At 70.2% G+C, this 17,222-nt stretch carries 15 protein-coding genes; 8 read left to right on the forward strand and 7 right to left on the reverse strand.

All coding sequences use genetic code 11. The features are described 5' to 3' along the window. Nucleotides 1-17: 17 nt before the first annotated feature. Both LNW72_RS34365 and LNW72_RS34370 read right to left on the reverse strand, forming a co-directional pair. Nucleotides 18-578 (reverse strand): hypothetical protein, encoded by a 561-nt coding sequence (locus LNW72_RS34365; protein ID WP_250978945.1) that lies wholly within the window; start codon nucleotides 576-578, stop codon nucleotides 18-20. Between the two features lie 119 nt (nucleotides 579-697). Beyond that, entirely contained in the window at nucleotides 698-1,201 is a 504-nt protein-coding gene (locus LNW72_RS34370) for a hypothetical protein (protein WP_250978946.1), read from the reverse strand. A 220-nt stretch (nucleotides 1,202-1,421) separates the two neighbouring features. Here LNW72_RS34370 and LNW72_RS34375 point away from each other — a divergent pair, with 220 nt between their 5' ends. Beyond that, nucleotides 1,422-3,275 (forward strand): APC family permease, encoded by a 1,854-nt coding sequence (locus LNW72_RS34375; RefSeq protein WP_250978947.1) that lies wholly within the window; start codon nucleotides 1,422-1,424, stop codon nucleotides 3,273-3,275. Between the two features lie 112 nt (nucleotides 3,276-3,387). Here the strand turns inward: LNW72_RS34375 and LNW72_RS34380 are convergent, their stop codons facing one another. Beyond that, nucleotides 3,388-3,792 (reverse strand): DUF3592 domain-containing protein, encoded by a 405-nt coding sequence (locus LNW72_RS34380; RefSeq protein ID WP_250978948.1) that lies wholly within the window; start codon nucleotides 3,790-3,792, stop codon nucleotides 3,388-3,390. 393 nt (nucleotides 3,793-4,185) lie between these two features. Here LNW72_RS34380 and kdpF point away from each other — a divergent pair, with 393 nt between their 5' ends. The 7 genes from kdpF (at nucleotide 4,186) to LNW72_RS34415 (ending at nucleotide 12,344) form a co-directional block, all read left to right on the forward strand. Next, nucleotides 4,186-4,275 carry a K(+)-transporting ATPase subunit F gene (kdpF, locus tag LNW72_RS34385; protein WP_078075662.1) on the forward strand — a complete coding sequence of 30 codons (90 nt, stop codon included), beginning with the start codon at nucleotides 4,186-4,188 and terminating at the stop codon, nucleotides 4,273-4,275. 8 nt (nucleotides 4,276-4,283) lie between these two features. After that, nucleotides 4,284-5,948 (forward strand): potassium-transporting ATPase subunit KdpA, encoded by a 1,665-nt coding sequence (gene kdpA / locus LNW72_RS34390; RefSeq protein ID WP_138352474.1) that lies wholly within the window; start codon nucleotides 4,284-4,286, stop codon nucleotides 5,946-5,948. Continuing rightward, nucleotides 5,945-8,074: a potassium-transporting ATPase subunit KdpB gene (gene kdpB, locus LNW72_RS34395; RefSeq protein WP_250978949.1), complete on the forward strand. Its 2,130-nt coding sequence runs from the start codon at nucleotides 5,945-5,947 to the stop codon at nucleotides 8,072-8,074. The genes kdpA and kdpB overlap by 4 nt, the downstream gene beginning before the upstream one ends. A gap of 4 nt (nucleotides 8,075-8,078) precedes the next feature. After that, on the forward strand, nucleotides 8,079-8,744 hold the full coding sequence (locus LNW72_RS34400; protein ID WP_250978950.1) for a potassium-transporting ATPase subunit C: 666 nt from the start codon (nucleotides 8,079-8,081) through the stop codon (nucleotides 8,742-8,744). Nucleotides 8,745-8,862: 118 nt separating this feature from the next. Next, nucleotides 8,863-9,546 (forward strand): response regulator, encoded by a 684-nt coding sequence (locus LNW72_RS34405; RefSeq protein ID WP_250978951.1) that lies wholly within the window; start codon nucleotides 8,863-8,865, stop codon nucleotides 9,544-9,546. A 27-nt stretch (nucleotides 9,547-9,573) separates the two neighbouring features. After that, entirely contained in the window at nucleotides 9,574-12,117 is a 2,544-nt protein-coding gene (locus LNW72_RS34410; protein WP_250978952.1) for an ATP-binding protein, read from the forward strand. After that, entirely contained in the window at nucleotides 12,114-12,344 is a 231-nt protein-coding gene (locus tag LNW72_RS34415; RefSeq protein WP_250978953.1) for a cold shock domain-containing protein, read from the forward strand. Before LNW72_RS34410 ends, LNW72_RS34415 begins: the two co-directional genes overlap by 4 nt. On the opposite strand, the gene LNW72_RS34420 is transcribed toward LNW72_RS34415, so the two are convergent. The 4 genes from LNW72_RS34420 to LNW72_RS34430 form a co-directional block, all read right to left on the reverse strand. Next, nucleotides 12,334-13,167 carry a GNAT family N-acetyltransferase gene (locus LNW72_RS34420; protein WP_308402074.1) on the reverse strand — a complete coding sequence of 278 codons (834 nt, stop codon included), beginning with the start codon at nucleotides 13,165-13,167 and terminating at the stop codon, nucleotides 12,334-12,336. The genes LNW72_RS34415 and LNW72_RS34420 overlap by 11 nt on opposite strands. Nucleotides 13,168-13,306: 139 nt before the next feature. Next, nucleotides 13,307-13,384, reverse strand: a complete 78-nt coding sequence (locus LNW72_RS42195; RefSeq protein ID WP_374117437.1) for a 50S ribosomal protein bL37 — start codon at nucleotides 13,382-13,384, stop codon at nucleotides 13,307-13,309. A gap of 29 nt (nucleotides 13,385-13,413) precedes the next feature. After that, on the reverse strand, nucleotides 13,414-14,238 hold the full coding sequence (locus LNW72_RS34425; RefSeq protein ID WP_250978954.1) for an SDR family NAD(P)-dependent oxidoreductase: 825 nt from the start codon (nucleotides 14,236-14,238) through the stop codon (nucleotides 13,414-13,416). A gap of 695 nt (nucleotides 14,239-14,933) precedes the next feature. Next, nucleotides 14,934-17,006, reverse strand: a complete 2,073-nt coding sequence (locus LNW72_RS34430) for an APC family permease (protein WP_250978955.1) — start codon at nucleotides 17,004-17,006, stop codon at nucleotides 14,934-14,936. Between the last annotated feature and the right edge of the window lie 216 nt (nucleotides 17,007-17,222).

Below are 17,222 nucleotides of genomic sequence, written 5' to 3' on the forward strand. Positions count from 1 at the left end.
GCGTTCGACGTCGCCCGCTACTCCAGCCCGGATGCGCGGAAGGTGGCCCGCGCCGCGGCCCCGTCGATCTGCTCCGCCGCCCGCAGCAGATCACCGGCCCCGCTCTGCAGGGTCCCGGTGCCGAGGGAGTGGCGGACACCGGCATCCAGCGCGATCCACAGCAGCGGATTGTCGACGAGCACCCGTGCGTTCAGTTCGACGACGCCACCGAGCGTGTCCCGCAGGACGAGCCGGGGAGCCGTGCCCTGGTGCCAGCGGACGCTCGCCAGGTGGTCCGTGCGGACCCGGTGGCGGCGCAGCAGTCCGCGCGAGACCAGCCACTCCTGGTCCACCGACACCCTCGCCGGTGCGAGCACGGCGAACAGCAGGACGGCCAGCGCCGCCCAGATCCCGGCACGCGGCGCGGTGAGCTGTCCCTTCCAGGCGTCGGCCAGCGTCAGCGCGGCGAAGAGCGCACCGGCGCAGCCCGCCGCCGATCGGAGCTCTCCGGCCCAGAAGCGGTCGCGGGCGCTTGTCCAACCCGAGTCCGCGGAATAGGCCCCGCCCAGCGGAGCGGAGCGTGCGGTTCGCCGTCCCATACGGCCGACGCTAGACACGCCGCACGTCGAAACACCGTGCTTTGATGCATCGCTGATGGATTTTTAACGTCGATCGCCCGGACGGAAGCACCTCGGTCACGTCACCGGTTCGGCCGGACTCACGCACTCAGCGAAGGGCCGATTCCGTACCGCGCCGCCATGGCCTCCACCTCGGTCCAGCCGCAGAGCAGCGTGCCGCTCTCCCACGAGCGGCACGCCCCCGCGTTGACGAGCAGCCACAGGGCCGGGTTCGCGGCGAGCACCTTCGGGTTGAACTCCGCGCGGTTGCCGTACACATCGCGCAGCACGAGGCGGGTGGCGACGCCGTCGATGCGGCGCACCGATACCAGGCAGTCGGTGCGGACGCGCCGCTCGCGCAGCAGTCCGCCGACCGCCAGCCATCCGTGGCCCGCGGTCACCCGGGGCGGATGGAGGATGACATAGAGCAGGGCCGCCAGCCCGGTCCACAGCACGGCGCGGGTCGTGTTGAACCCGCCCGACCCCCAGTCCATGACCAGCAGCAGCGCGAGGACCGCCGCCGAGGAGGACAGCGCGGTGAACGCCTCGCCCTCCCAGGTCCGGTCGTGGGCAAGTACGTCCTCGGCTTCGTCTGCGCGTCCCATGCGGCAGACGGTAGGAGCGGCCGCGGTGCTGGCAGCGGCCGTTGACGCATCGCTGACGCGGGCCCCTGGGCTCTTGACGGCCTTCTGATGGCGGGGGTGAAGACGGCGACAGGAAAGCGTCAAGATGGCGCCGTTCGGCGTCAGGACCGCGTACGGACGGCGCATCGGCTCCGGGAGCCGCCTCCACGCTGGGTATCCACACCATGGAGGTACGACCACGATGTCCGTTCTGACCAGCGAGCCGACTCTCGAGGCATCCGACGGGGAGCCCCCGGACCCGGCTCAGGAGCAGCACAAGCTGACCGCGCTGCAAGGGCTGGCCGCCCTGTCGCTGGACGCGATGGCTTCGGTGGCGTACGGCCCCGAGGCCATCGTCCTGGTGCTCGCCGCGGCGGGCGGGTACGGGCTCGGGTTCACCCTTCCCGTCACCCTCGCGATAGCCGGCCTGCTGGCCGTCCTCGTCGCCTCCTACCGTCAGGTGATCGCGGCCTTCCCGGACGGCGGCGGCTCGTACGCGGTCGCCAAGCGGCACCTGGGGCGGCGCACCAGCCTGGTGACGGCGGCCTCCCTGATCCTGGACTACGTCCTGAACGTGGCCGTGTCGGTGACCGCCGGAGTGGCCGCGCTCACCTCGGCGTTCCCTTCCCTGTACGGCGACCGGGTGTGGATCTGCCTGGCGGTCCTGGTGCTCGTCACCGCCGTCAACCTGCGCGGCATCGTCGACTCGGCCAGGGCGTTCATCATCCCCACCGCGGTCTTCGTCGGCTCGATCCTCACGATCATCGTCGTCGGGCTGTTCCGTGACGCCCCTGCCAGCACCGAGGCCGCGGCCGGCCACGCCTCCGCGCTGGGCGCCAACGCGACCACGGTCGGCGCGCTGCTCCTGATGAAGGCGTTCGCGGCGGGGTGCTCCGCCCTGACCGGTGTCGAGGCCGTCGCCAACGCCGTCCCGTCCTTCCGCGCCCCGGCGCGCAAGCGCGCCCAGCGCACCGAGGTGGCACTGGGCGGGCTGCTCGGTGTCATGCTGATCGGCCTGTCGGTACTCATCGGCCGCTTCCACCTCCAGCCGGTCGAGGGCGTGACCGTGCTCGCCCAGCTCGCCGACGCCTCGCTCGGCCACAACTGGGCTTTCTACGTCGTCCAGTTCGCGACCGTCGTGCTGCTCGCACTCGCCGCGAACACCTCGTTCGGCGGGCTGCCCGTGCTGATGGGACTGCTGGCCCGGGACAACTTCCTCCCGCACGTCTTCGGTCTCAAGGCCGACCGTCAGGTCCACCGCCACGGCGTGCTGGCGCTCGCCGCCGTGTCCGCGCTGCTGCTGGTGTTCTCGGGCGGCGACACCAACACGCTCGTGCCGCTCTTCGCGATCGGGGTGTTCGTCGGCTTCACCATCTGCCAGACCGGCATGGTGCGCCACTGGCGCGCGGAGCGATCGCCGGGGTGGCGGGCGAAGGCGGCGCTGAACGGCTTCGGGGCCGTACTGACCGGTGTCGCCGCGGTGATCACCACGTCGGTCAAGTTCACCGAGGGCGCCTGGATGATCGTGCTGGCGCTCCCGCTCCTCGTCTTGCTCTTCGAGGCGGTCCACCGCGCCTATGTCCGCATCGCCGGCCGGCTGGGCCTGGGATTCATTCCCGACGCCCCGCACCGCGACCGGTCCGTGATCATCGTCCCAGTGGCGTCGCTGTCCCGTCTCACCAGCGAGGCGCTGACCGCCGCAGTCTCCCTGGGCGACGAGGTCATCGCGGTCACCGTCACCGACCCCGACGACCGCGAACGCACCGAGGCCCTGCACCGCGACTGGGCGCTGTGGTCGCCCGGCGTCGAACTGCGCGACCTGCCGTCACCCACGCGTTCCGTCGGCCGCCCCGTCGCCGCCCTCGTACGTCAGATGGCCGCCGATCAGCCCGGCACCCGGATCACCGTCCTGATCCCGGAGGTAGAGCCCGCCCACATGTGGCAGCGCCTGCTGCAGAACCAGCGCGGCGCGGTCGTCGCCCACGCCGTCCGCCGGGACACGGACGCCGTCATCTGCCGACTCCGCTTCCGCCTGGCGGCTCCGTCCGACCAGTGAGCCACCGGCTCCGCATCCCGCTGCCGGGATGCGGAGCCGTCCGGCGACGCACGGGCAGCGGGGAGGGCCGGCCCGGATCCGTTCGCAGGGTTCGGGCCGCCGTCGCGGCGGCTCAGGCGATCAGCAGGCCGAGGCCGATGAGCACGAAGAGCGCTCCGATGCCGACCAGTGCGTACTCGAGGCCGCGGCGCTCCCGGCCGACAACCACCACGTCCCGCGGGTCGACCGGGTCGTAGCGCACCCGCACGAGGGAGCCGTCGGTCAGCGGCCGGCGCCTGGACGCGGGAACCGGTGAGGAGATCTCCACCACCCGGCCGTCCGCCACCGTGAACTGCAGCAGTGGCCGGACCGCGGAGTCGGTGGCGGCCGGCCCGGTGCGTTTGACCAGGGCCCGGGCCTCGGCCCCCACGCCGCCGATCAGGCGGATGGCCCGCAACCCGGCCAGCCCGGCCAGGGACACCACCACGCCACTGATCGCCGCGAAACCGGCGAAGACGCCGACGACTCCGTCCGCCATAGGACCTCCCCCTGCACCGGGACCGGGACCTGTCCCAGTCTGCGCCGGGGCCCGGCCCGACGGCCACCGCCGGCGCCTCAGGGACGCGTCAGGATCGGGCGGCGGCGCGGGGCGCACCAGCGGCGGAGCAGGCGTCCGGAATCCGGCGTGCGCAGCCCTTGGCGCCGGCTTTTCCGCAGGTGGGGCCGGGTGCGTAAGAGAGGCGTCAAAAGCGTGCCAGTGGCCGTAAGGGACGCATCAACGAAAGAGGAAGCGGCCTGTTCAGGAGGTTTGCTTCGGGGGTCAGAGATTCCGACTCTTCTAGGAGCACACGATGGCCGACATGGCCTTCGTCGTCACCACGATCGCGGTGTTCGCGTTGGTGGCTCTCATCGCCAAGGGGGTGGCAAAGCTGTGACCGCCGAGAACATCGTCGGCCTCGTCGTGGCCGTCGCCCTCCTGGGCTACCTCGTCCTCGCCCTTCTTTACCCGGAGAGGTTCTGAGTCCAGATATGAGCCCCGTCCTCGCCGGTGTGCTCCAGATGCTCGCGCTGATAGCCGCGCTCGCACTGGCATACCGTCCGCTCGGCGACTTCATGGCCGGCGTCTACTCCTCCGACAAGCACCTGCGTGTCGAGAAGTGGATCTACAAGGCCATCGGCGCCAACCCGTCCACCGAGATGCGCTGGCCCGCGTACCTGCGCGGTGTCCTCGCCTTCTCCGCGGCGAGCGTCCTCTTCCTCTACGTGATGCAGCGGATCCAGGGCAGCCTGCCCGGTTCGCTCGGCTTCTCCGCGATCGACCCGGACCAGGCGTTCAACACCGCCGCGTCCTTCGTGTCGAACACCAACTGGCAGTCGTACTACGGCGAGCAGGCCATGGGCCACGTCGTACAGACCGGCGGCCTCGCGGTGCAGAACTTCGTCTCGGCGGCCGTCGGCCTCGCCGTGGCGGTGGCCCTGGTACGCGGCTTCGCCCGCTCCCGCACCGGTGAGCTCGGCAACTTCTGGGCCGACCTGGTGCGCGGCACCGTACGCATCCTGATCCCGATCGCCGTGATCGGCGCGATCGTGCTGGTCGCCTGTGGCGCGATCCAGAACTTCTCCGGTATCCACGGCGTCGGCCAGTTCATGGGTGGCTCGCAGCAGTGGAACGGCGGCGCGGTGGCCTCCCAGGAGGCGATCAAGGAGCTGGGCACCAACGGTGGCGGCTACTTCAACGCCAACTCGGCGCACCCCTTCGAGAACCCGAACGGCATCTCGAACCTCTTCGAGATCTTCCTGATCCTCGTCATCCCCTTCGCGCTCACCCGCACCTTCGGCAAGATGGTCGGCAGCGTCAAGCAGGGTTACGCGATCCTCGCCACGATGGTGACGATCTGGATCGGCTTCACCGCGCTGATGATGTGGACCGAGTTCCACCACGGCGGCCCGGCCTTCAACATCGCCGGTGGTGCGATGGAGGGCAAGGAGACCCGGTTCGGAGTCGGCGGCTCGTCGATCTTCGCGGTGGCGACCACGCTGACCTCGACCGGCGCCGTGAACTCGTTCCACTCCTCGTTCACCGGCTTCGGCGGCGGTATCACCATGCTGGGCATGCAGCTCGGCGAGATCGCTCCCGGTGGTGTCGGCTCCGGCCTCTACGGCATGCTGATCATGGCCATCATCGCGGTGTTCATCGCGGGCCTGATGGTGGGACGCACCCCCGAGTACCTGGGCAAGAAGATCGGCACCCGCGAGATCAAGTTCGCGGCCTGCTACATCCTCATCACCCCGGCACTGGCGCTGTGCTTCACCGCCGCCGCCATGGCGCTGCCGACCCCGATGACGTCGATGACGAACTCGGGCGCGCACGGCTTCTCCGAGATCCTGTACGCGTACACCTCGGGCGCCAACAACAACGGCTCGGCCTTCGCCGGGCTCAACGCCGACACCCAGTGGTTCAACACCACGATCGGGCTCGCGATGCTGCTCGGCCGGTTCCTGCCGATGGTGTTCGTGCTGGCGCTGGCCGGCTCGCTCGCCGAGCAGAAGCCGGTCCCGGCCACCGCGGGCACCCTGGGCACCCACAAGCCGCTCTTCACCGGGCTGCTGGTCGGCACGATCATCATCGTCACTGGCCTGACCTACTTCCCGGCGCTGGCGCTGGGGCCGCTCGCCGAGGGGCTGGGGTCATGACCACTCGTCTGAAGCAAGAGGACTCGATGTCCACTGTCACTCCGACCCGTGCCCCGCACCAGGACGTGCCCACCGGTCACCAGACCGACAGCGCACGCGTCGGCGGGGGCCTGTTCGACCCCAAGCAGCTGATCCGGTCCTTCCCGGACGCGGTCCGCAAGCTCGACCCGCGGGTGATGGTCAAGTCCCCCGTGATGTTCGTGGTCGAGATCGGCTCCGTGCTGAGCACGATCTTCGCGTTCACCGATCCGGGCGACTGGTTCGGCTGGGCCATCGCCGGCTGGCTCTGGCTCACCACGATCTTCGCCAACCTGGCGGAGGCGGTGGCCGAGGGCCGCGGCAAGGCGCAGGCCGACACCCTGCGCAAGGCGAAGACCGACACCGTCGCGCGGCGGCTCAACGGCGGCGTGGAGGAGAGCGTTCCCGGTGCCGAACTGCGCATCGGTGACCTGGTGGTCTGCGAGGCCGGCGACGTCATCCCCGGTGACGGGGACGTCGTCGAGGGTGTCGCCTCCGTCGACGAGTCGGCCATCACCGGTGAGTCGGCGCCGGTCATCCGGGAGTCCGGCGGTGACCGCTGCGCGGTGACCGGTGGCACGAAGGTGCTCTCCGACCGCGTCGTCATCAAGATCACGACGAAGCCGGGCGAGACGTTCATCGACCGGATGATCGCGCTGGTGGAAGGCGCCTCGCGGCAGAAGACGCCGAACGAGATCGCGCTGAACATTCTGCTCGCCTCGCTGACGATCGTCTTCCTGCTGGCGGTCGTCACGCTCCAGCCGTTCGCGATCTACGCCGGCCAGAAGCAGTCGATGATCGTGCTGGTCGCGCTGCTGGTCTGCCTCATCCCGACGACCATCGGCGCGCTGCTGTCGGCGATCGGCATCGCCGGTATGGACCGGCTGGTGCAGCGCAACGTGCTCGCGATGTCCGGGCGGGCCGTCGAGGCCGCGGGCGACGTCTCCACGCTGCTGCTCGACAAGACCGGCACCATCACCCTCGGCAACCGCCAGGCGTCCGAGTTCGTACCCGTCCAGGGCACCACGGACGCCGAGCTCGCCGACGCCGCTCAGCTCTCCTCGCTCTCCGACGAGACGCCGGAAGGCCGTTCCATCGTCGTGCTGGCGAAGGAGAAGTACGGGCTGCGCGAGCGGCAGCAGGGCGAGCTGACGGGCGCCGACTGGGTCGCGTTCACCGCCCAGACCCGCATGTCGGGTGTGGACGTGGACGGCCGTAAGGTCCGCAAGGGCGCGGCCGGTTCGGTCATCACCTGGGTCAACGAGCGCGGCGGAGTCGTCGCCAAGGACGCCCAGGCGCTCACCGACGCGATCTCCCAGGCCGGCGGTACGCCGCTGCTCGTCGCCGTCGAGGACACCGAGGGCGCCCGCGTGCTGGGCGTGATCAACCTCAAGGACGTCGTCAAGGAGGGCATGCGGGAGCGGTTCGACGAGCTGCGCCGGATGGGCATCCGCACGGTGATGATCACCGGTGACAACCCCATGACCGCCAAGGCGATCGCCGAGGAAGCCGGGGTGGACGACTTCCTCGCGGAGGCGACTCCCGAGGACAAGATGGCGCTGATCAAGCGGGAGCAGGCGGGCGGAAAGCTCGTCGCGATGACCGGTGACGGCACCAACGACGCTCCCGCACTCGCCCAGGCGGACGTGGGTGTGGCGATGAACACCGGTACCTCGGCCGCCAAGGAGGCCGGGAACATGGTGGACCTGGACTCCAACCCCACCAAGCTCATCGAGATCGTGGAGATCGGCAAGCAGTTGCTGATCACCCGTGGCGCGCTGACGACGTTCTCCATCGCCAACGACGTCGCGAAGTACTTCGCGATCATCCCCGCCATGTTCGCCGTCGCGTACCCGGGCCTGGACAAGCTCAACATCATGAGCCTGCACAGCCCGCAGTCCGCGATCCTGTCGGCCGTCATCTTCAACGCGCTGATCATCATCGCGCTGGTGCCGCTGGCCCTGCGGGGCGTGCGGTACAAGCCGATGGGCGCCGACAAGATGCTCCGCCGCAACCTCGCGGTCTACGGACTCGGCGGCCTGATCGCCCCGTTCATCGGCATCAAGATCATTGACCTGCTCATCTCCCTCATCCCTGGCATCGGGTGACGTCATGAACAACTCCTTTGGAAACACCGTGCGGTTGTTCGGAGCCGGGGTGCGCGCGCTGCTCGTCCTGACCCTGGTCTGCGGCGTGCTCTACCCGCTCCTGATCACCGGCATAGCCCAGGGCCTGTTCAACAACAAGGCCAACGGCTCGGAGATCAAGGACGGCGGCAAGGTCGTCGGTTCCAGCCTCATCGGACAGACCTACAACCTGCCGCTGAAGAACGGCGAGGAGACCCCCGCGCCCGACCTGAAGTGGTTCCAGCCGCGGCCGTCCAACGGACTGGGCACCAACTCGGTCAACACCCAGTACTCGCTGATCCTCTCCGGAGCCACCAACCGCTCCGGCGACAACGCGGACCTGATCAAGTGGGTGACGGAGGCCAAGGCCGCCGTCGTCAAGGACAACTCCACGGCGGACTTCAAGGTCAAGCCCTCGGACGTGCCGGCCGACGCCGTCACCTCCTCCGGCTCCGGCCTCGACCCGCAGATCTCGCCCGAGTACGCCGAGCTCCAGGTCCACCGGGTCGCCGCGCTCAACAAGCTCGACGCCCAGCAGGTCGAGAAGCTGGTGCGGGACCACACCGACGGCCGGATCCTCGGCTTCATCGGTGAGCCGCGGGTGAACGTCCTGCAGCTCAACATCGCCCTCAAAGCGCTCATCGCGCATTGATCGCGTTACAGCTGGTGCGCGGCCGGAGGTCTGCGGCCCGAGACGTCTCTCTCGGGCCGCAGACCCGGCCGCGTTCCGGCACACACTCCCTCACGCACGACAGGAAGGCGGCACACCGATGACCCGGGTGCTGGTGGTGGAGGACGAACCACAGCTCGTGCGGGCTCTGGAGATGAATCTGAAGGCACGCAAGTACGAGGTCGACACGGCACCCAACGGGGGAACCGCCCTGCGACTCGCCGGTGCGCGTCCTCCGGACGCCGTCCTGCTGGATCTCGGCCTGCCCGACATGGACGGCATCGACGTGATCAGGGAACTGCGCGGCTCGTTCCGGGCACCGATTCTCGTGGTCTCGGCCCGCAACACCTCCGACGAGAAGGTCGAGGTTCTCGACGCGGGCGCGGACGATTTCGTCACCAAGCCGTTCAGCATGGAAGAGCTGATGGCGCGACTGCGGGCGGCGATCCGTTCGAAGGAGACCGTGGCGCGCTACGACGGTCCGGCACTCGTCGAGACCGCCGACTTCACCGTCGACCTGCTCGCCAAGAAGATCCGGCGCGCCGGGCGGGATCTGCGACTCACCCCCACGGAATGGCACCTGCTGGAGATCCTCATCCGCGAGCGGGGACGGCTCGTCAGCCAGCGACAACTGCTCCAGGAGGTGTGGGGCCCCGGCCACGTCACCCGCACCAACTACCTCCGCGTCTACATGGCCCAGCTCAGACGCAAGCTCGAAACGGATCCGGCGCACCCCCGCCACCTCATCACCCTGGCCGGCATGGGCTACCGCTTTGAGATCTGAAGACCCCCGACCACGGAGATCTGCATCATGACGCGCGGCAAGTTCCGCATCTACCTCGGTGGGGCACCAGGGGTCGGCAAGACCTACTCCATGCTGTCCGAGGCCCACCGGCGCGTGGAGCGCGGCACCGACTGTGTCGTGGCGTTCGTGGAACACCATGAACGACCGCGCACCGAGGTGCTGTTGCACGGCCTCGAGCAGGTGTCGCGCCAGGAGCTCCAGTACCGCGACGCCGTCTTCACGGAGATGGACGTCGACGCGGTGCTGGAGCGCCGCCCGGCCGTCGCCCTGGTGGACGAACTCGCGCACACCAACGTCCCCGGCTCGCGCAACGCCAAGCGCTGGCAGGACGTCGAGGAACTGCTCGCGGCGGGAATCGACGTCGTCTCCACCGTCAACATCCAGCATCTGGAGTCGCTCGGTGACGTGGTCGAGTCGATCACCGGCATCCGGCAGCGGGAGACCGTGCCCGATGAAGTGGTTCGCCGTGCCGACCAGATCGAGCTGGTCGACATGTCCCCTGAGGCGCTGCGCCGCCGGATGGCACACGGCAACATCTACAAGCCGGACAAGGTCGACGCGGCCCGGTCCAACTACTTCCGCCCCGGCAATCTGACGGCGCTGCGCGAGCTGGCGCTGCTGTGGGTCGCCGACCGGGTCGACGAGTACCTCCAGCAGTACCGCGGTGAGCACAACATCCGCTCTCCCTGGCAGGCGCGGGAACGCATCGTGGTCGGCCTCACCGGCGGGCCCGAGGGGCGCACCCTCATCCGCCGCGCCGCCCGCCTCGCCGAGAAGGGCGCCGGCGGCGAGGTGCTCGCCGTCTACATCGCCAGAAGCGACGGCCTCAGCTCCGCCTCACCCAAGGAACTCGCCGGCCAGCGGACGCTGGTCGAGGACCTGGGCGGCACCTTCCACCACGTCGTGGGCGACAACGTCACCCAGGCGCTGCTGGAGTTCGCACGAGGCGTCAACGCCTCCCAGATCGTGCTGGGTTCCAGCCGCCGCAAGGCCTGGCAGTACATCTTCGGGCCCGGTGTCGGCGCGACCGTCGCCCGCGATTCCGGCCCTGACCTGGACGTGCACATCGTCACGCACGACGAGGTCGCCAAGGGACGCGGGCTGCCCCTGCACCACGGCGCCACGCTCGGCCGCTCCCGCATCGTCGCCGGCTGGCTGGCCGGGCTGCTGGGCCCCGCGCTGCTCTCGGTGCTCCTGACGAGCTCGGGGGCGGACCTCGGCCTCGCCAACGACATGCTGCTCTTCCTGTCGCTGACGGTGGCCGCCGCGCTGCTCGGCGGGCTGCTGCCGGCGCTCGCCTCCGCCGCGTTCGGCTCGCTCCTCCTGAACTACTACTTCACCCCGCCTTTGCACCAGTTCACGGTCTCCGACCCGCGGAACATCCTCGCCATCGTGATCTTCGTCGGGGTGGCGGTGTCGGTGGCCTCCGTCGTGGACCTCGCCGCCCGCCGGACCCAGCAGGCCGCCCGCCTGCGGGCCGAGTCGGAGATACTCTCCTTCCTCGCGGGCAGCGTGCTCCGCGGTGAGACGAGCCTGGACGCCCTGCTGGAACGGGTCCGCGAGACGTTCACCATGGAGTCGGTGGCCCTGCTGGAACGCGAGAGCGACGTCGCGCCCTGGACGTGCACCGGGAGCGTCGGACCGCGTGCCGTGCTGCGCCCCGAGGACGCGGACGTCGACATGCCGGTCGGCGATCACCTCGCCCTCGCCCTGTCCGGACGGGTGCTGCCCGCCGAGGACCGCCGGGTGCTCGGCGCCTTCGCCGCCCAGGCCGCCGTCGTCCTCGACCGGCAGCGACTGCAGAGCGAAGCCGCGCAGGCCCGCGAGTCGGCCGAGGGCAACCGCATCCGTACGTCCCTGCTCGCCGCCGTCAGCCATGATCTGCGCACACCGCTGTCCGGCATCAAGGCGTCCGTGACGTCACTGCGCTCCGACGACGTCGCCTGGTCGGAGGCCGACCAGGCCGAACTGCTCGCCGGCATCGAGGACGGAGCGGACCGGCTCGGCCACCTCGTCGACAACCTCCTCGACATGTCCCGTCTGCAGACCGACACCGTGACCCCGCTGATCCGCGAGATCTACCTCGACGAGGTGGTGCCGATGGCACTCGGCGGCGTCCCCGAGGGCAGCGTCGTCCTCGACATCCCGGAGGCCCTGCCGATGGTCGCCGTCGACCCGGGGCTGCTGGAGCGCGCGGTCGCCAACGTCGTCGAGAACGCCGTGAAGTACAGCCCCGGGGGTGAACCGGTGCTGGTCACGGCCAGCGCGATCGCCGACCGGGTCGAGGTACGCGTGGTCGACCGCGGCCCGGGTGTCCCGGACGAGGCCAAGAGCCGCATCTTCGCCCCCTTCCAGCGGTACGGCGACGCCCCGCGGGGAGCGGGAGTCGGCCTCGGTCTCGCGGTCGCCCGCGGCTTCACCGAAGCGATGGGTGGCACCCTGAACGCCGAGGACACCCCTGGCGGCGGCTTCACGATGGTCCTCTCCGTACCGTCCGTAGCCGACCACCCACCGATCCGCCCCGACCTCCCCGCCACGGACACGTCATGAGGATCTCGAGGACATCAACCGTTCCGGCCGTGGTGCGGGAGTGGGATGACGAAGCGGGCTGGGGTGTTCTCGACTGCGCCGAGACACCGGGGGGCTGCTTCGGTCACTTCAGCGACATCGTGGCCGAGGGATTCCGGTCGCTCAGCGCGGGACAGCGGGTCCAGCTGACCTGGGAAGCGCCCGGTCAGGACGGATACGCGTACCGGGCGGTGCGCATCATCCCCTGACCGGGGACAGTGCGCGCGGCTCCGCTACCGGCGTTGCTGGTACCGGCGTTCGCCGACCCAGGACGGCCGGGGCTCCGGCAACGTGGTGGACGTACTCGCGGACCAGCCGGAAGCCCGCCGCCCAGGCGAGCCGGCGGCTCGGCCGGTTGTCACGGGAGCACGTCCAACTCGGCTCGTGGCCGCGCGCGGAGATGTCCGCGCAGAGGCCCGTCACGCAGGCCAGGGCCAGCCCTTGACCGCGGTGATCGGGTGCGGTGGCTGCGGCGAGGTCCTCGTAGCGGCTGCCGAGGAAGTACGTACCGGCCAGGGAGACGAGCCGGCCGTCGCGGAACGCGCCCCAGACGTGGCCGGACGCGGCGGCCGCCAGGGCTCCGCCCCAACTGCTGGTCACCCACTGCAGGTCGGGGCCGAGATGCCGGATCGTGTGCCGGTCGGCAGCGGTCAGCCGCCGGACGGTAGCGCCTGGGGGCGGCCCGAAGGCCGGCGCCGGTCCGGTGCGCAGCCACATCATCCGTTCCCACGGCGTGATCCGGTGGAAGGCAGCCCCCAGGACGGGCAGGAAGCGGTCCGGCGCGTCGAAGCAGCCGCCGGTCAGCGGCGCCAAGGCGCCGGGGTCGACGGCCCGCGGATCGCCCCGCAGCAGGACGTGGCCCGCGCAGGAGACCGCGATGGCACGGGGCCGGATCGGGCGGTCGGCCCACCAGCGCCCCGTCGTGGCGGTGCGGGCATGCTCGGCGAGAGCTCCGGTGCCGGGGGAACCGCCGGGAAACCAGTCCACCCAGGGCCCGGAGGCCGGGAGGGCGTGGCGGGACAGCTCTATCACGGGGTTCGGGGTTCCGTTCGACGGTACGTGGTGGTGGGCGAGAGCTGGTGGTCCGTGCCCCTCCTACGCGCCGACAGGTGCGCAGGAGGGCCGGGAAGGGCGGTGCGGATCCCCCCACGGGAACCGCACCGCCCTCGTCTCAACGGCCGTTGGGCTTCCTGCCGTGATGGGCCTTCTTCTTGCGGCGGGCCTTCTTCTTACGGGCGCGCTTGGACATGTACCGCCTCGCTTCGGGGTCTCAGTGGTTCAGCCGGCCCGGCCGACCAACTGGTCGGCGACCTTGCACAGCCGGCGGACGGTGCGGTCCTCCATGGCGACCGGCGCGGCGGGCGAGACCGCGGTGCGGTCGTAGTAGGCACCGGGTACGAGCTCGGTCGCCGGGTCGCACAGCCGGACCACACGGGCGGCACCCTCGGCGGACGAGTCGCCCTCGTGCGCGTACAGCGGCAGCAGGGCGGTGTCGCAGATACCCGGGTGCACGCTGACGGAAGTGCAGCCGGCGTCCGATCCCGCGCCCGCCCTGGCGAAGATCGTCAGCGCGAGCTGGGACTGAGCGTAGGCAGCCAGCCGGGAGTAACGGCGGGAGCGGTTCAGGTCGTTCCAGGCGATGGACGCCGTGCGGTGCATGGACGACGACACGTTGACGACGCGGCTGCCGGGCCGGGCGGTCAGCGGCCCGGTCAGTTCGCGGGTGAGGAGGAACGCGGCGAGGAAGTTGACCTGGAAGGCGATCTCGTTGCCGTCGGGCGTCATCGTGTGGCGCTCGGGGGCGGCGACCGCCGCGTTGTTCACCAGCACGTCCAGTACGGGATGCGTGTCGGCGACCTTGGCGGCCATCGCCCGCACCTCCTCCAGCCGGGAGAAGTCCGCCACCGCGAGGTCCAGCTGGGACGCCGCGACGCCGGCGGCCACCAGCCGGGTGACGGCCTGCTGCCCGGAGGTGAGGTCCGGCGCGTGCACGATGACGGTGCTGCCCTGTTCGGCGAGCAGCCGGGCGGTCTCCCAGCCGATACCGGAGGTGGCGCCGGTGACGAGCGCGGTGGGACGGACGGGTGAGGAGGGTGAAGACATGATCCACTCCGGGATGGGGGATTGCGGGTTTACGGATTGGTTGTGGAACAGGGCTCAGGAGAGCGAGACGGCACAGAGGTGCCGGGAAACGCGCCACCGGGCTCGTCGAGCGATGGGCGGTGACGGGGAAAGTGCGTCAGCGCACCGGAGGTGAACAGGGCGCAGCCGGCGGCACCGTATGCGGTGGCCGGTCGTCATGGCGCAGGCAGCTGTTCACGTCTCCATCCAAGGAGACTGCGGAGCCCGGACTCAAGGGGAGCGGCCGAACCCTGACGGTCTCCTGACAGCGCTTTCGGGGGATGCGTCAGCCCGGCGTCAAGAATCGACGGTGCGCTGTCAGAGGCGTATCAAGAACCGTGTACGTGACCGATGTCGGGGTTGAGGCTCTGTTCGGGAACGGTCGTCGGCCGTTCGTGATGTGAAGCTGGAGGGCCGCGGACATGACAGAGACCATCGCGGCCGGTACGTCGCACGGCGACGGCTCGGGGGCACCGTCCCGGGCGCACACACAGCACGGAGAAGCCGTCGCACCGTCGAACGCCGGCCGTCAGGCCGGGCGGGACCCTGCTGGGCCGCCACCACCTTCCCTGTGGCGGCCCAGCGCAGGCACCGGAACATGGAGCTGCCCCGGGCCGGTTGATCTCGCCGGTGGGCCCGGGGCAGCTCGTGGTGGTCGGGTGATGGGTGGCCGGGGGTCAGTGGGTGTCGACGTGCGGGGCCCGGTCGGGTTCGGCGGCGGGGTCGGGGTGGTTCGCCCAGGGGGTGAGGGCGGGTTCGCCGCGGCGGACGGAGCCGGGGGCGCGGCGGGTCGGGCGCTGCGGCCGGTGTTCGGACGAGCTCAGCTGCCAGGGCACGCTGATGACCATGACGCCGGGGGTGAACAGCAGCCGGCTCTTGAGCCACAGTGCGGACTGGTTGTGCAGCAGGTTCTCCCACCAGTGCCCGACGACGTACTCGGGGATGAAGACACTGATCACATCGCGGGGGCTGGTGCGGTTGAGCGACCGTACGTATTCCACGACCGGGCGGGTCACCTCCCGGTAGGGCGACGCCAACGTCTTCAGCGGTACGTCGATCCCGAAGGCGTCCCACTGGTCCTGCAGGACCTTGGCCTCGTCGCGGTCGACCGAGACGGTGAGCGCTTCGAGGGTGTCCGGGCGGCAGGCGCGGGCGTAGGCGAGGGCCCGCAGCGTCGGCTTGTGGACCTTCGAGACCAGCACGACGGCATGCACGCGCGCGGGCAGCACCGTCTCGTCCGTCGGGTCGGTGACGGCCAGTTCGGCGGCGGTTCTGTCGTAGTGCCGCCGGATGCCGCGCATCATCAGCCACAACGCCACCGCCGCGATCACCGCCAGGTACGCGCCCTGCATGAACTTCGTCAGCAGCACGATGACCAGCACCAACCCCGTGACGAACGCCCCGAGCCCGTTGATCAGCCGGGCGGTCTGGTGCCGGCGGCGCTGCGCCGGGTCGGTCTCGTCGCGCAGGGCGCGGTTCCAGTGCCGGACCATGCCGGTCTGCGACAGCGTGAAGGAGGTGAAGACACCCAGGATGTACAGGTGGATGAGGTTGGTGACCGACGCGTCGAACACCCAGAGGAGGCCACCGGCGACGACGGCCAGCGCGACGATGCCGTTGGAGAACGCGAGCCGGTCGCCGCGGGTGTGCAGCTGACGGGGCAGATAGCGGTGCTGCGCCAGGATCGACGACAGCAACGGGAAGCCGTTGAACGCGGTGTTGGCGGCCAGTACGAGCACCAGCGCGGTGGCGGCCTGGATGAAGAAGAAACCGAAGCTGTGGTCACCGCCGAAGATCGCGGCGGCCAGCTGGGCGATGACGGTGCGCTGCGGGGTGGTCGCGCAGTCCCCGGCGAAGCCGGTCAGCCGGCAGGTGTCCTCGGTGATGTGCACCTTCGCGATCATCGCGAGGGCGGTGATTCCGGAGAACATCACGACGGCGATCAGGCCCATCGCGGTCATCGTGGACGCCGCGTTGCGGGACTTGGGCTTGCGGAACGCGGGCACGCCGTTCGAGATCGCCTCGACGCCGGTGAGTGCGGTGCAGCCGCTGGAGAACGCCCGCAGGCCCAGCATCAGCAGCGCCAGACCCGTCAGATTGCTGTTACCAGGGGCCGCGGTGACACCATAGGCGGCTGACTCCGCCACCGGGGCGTCGCCCACCAGCCAGCGGAACAGCCCGGTGGCGCACATGATCAGCACGCCCGCGACGAACAGATACGTGGGCGCCGCGAACGCCCGGCCGGACTCGCGCACCCCGCGCAGGTTCACCGCGGCCAGCAGGGCCACGAACCCCACGGCCATGGCGGTGCGGTAGTCGTTGAGCGAGGGCACCGCGGAGATGATGTTGTCGACGCCGGAGGCGACCGATACCGCGACGGTCATCACGTAGTCGACCAGTAGCGATGCGGCCACCACGAGTCCCGCGGACGGGCCGAGATTCGTGGCGACCACCTCGTACGATCCGCCGCCGGACGGGTACGCGTGCACGACCTGCCGGTAGGACAGCACCACGACCGCCATCAGGCCGACCACGGCTATCGCCGCCCAGGTCGTCAGATGGAGAAAGGCCAGCCCGCCGAGGGTGAGCACCAGCAGGATCTCCTGCGTGGCGTACGCGACCGACGACAACGGGTCCGACGCGAAGATCGGCAGCGCCAGCCGCTTCGGCAGCAGCGTCTCCTGCAACCCCTCGCTCGGCAACGCCCGCCCGATGACTACCCGCTTGATTCCATCCACGATTCTCGCCACGCGGGGGAGCGTAAGGGCCGCCCGGCGTTCCGGATGGCGGCGGACAGGGCGCCGCAGAGCCCGCGATCCGGTGGGATTGTCCGCCAACTCCCTTGCAGAGCAGGGGAATACGTCTTCCAAAGGTCATCGGGCCGACCCGAGTGCCACTGGTTGTCGCTCACCAGTCTTAACGAAATCCATACGGCTCGCCGTGTCCTGCCCGCCGCCGGTCCGACC

Source organism: Streptomyces sp. RKAG293, from assembly GCF_023701745.1.
Classification (GTDB): domain Bacteria; phylum Actinomycetota; class Actinomycetes; order Streptomycetales; family Streptomycetaceae; genus Actinacidiphila.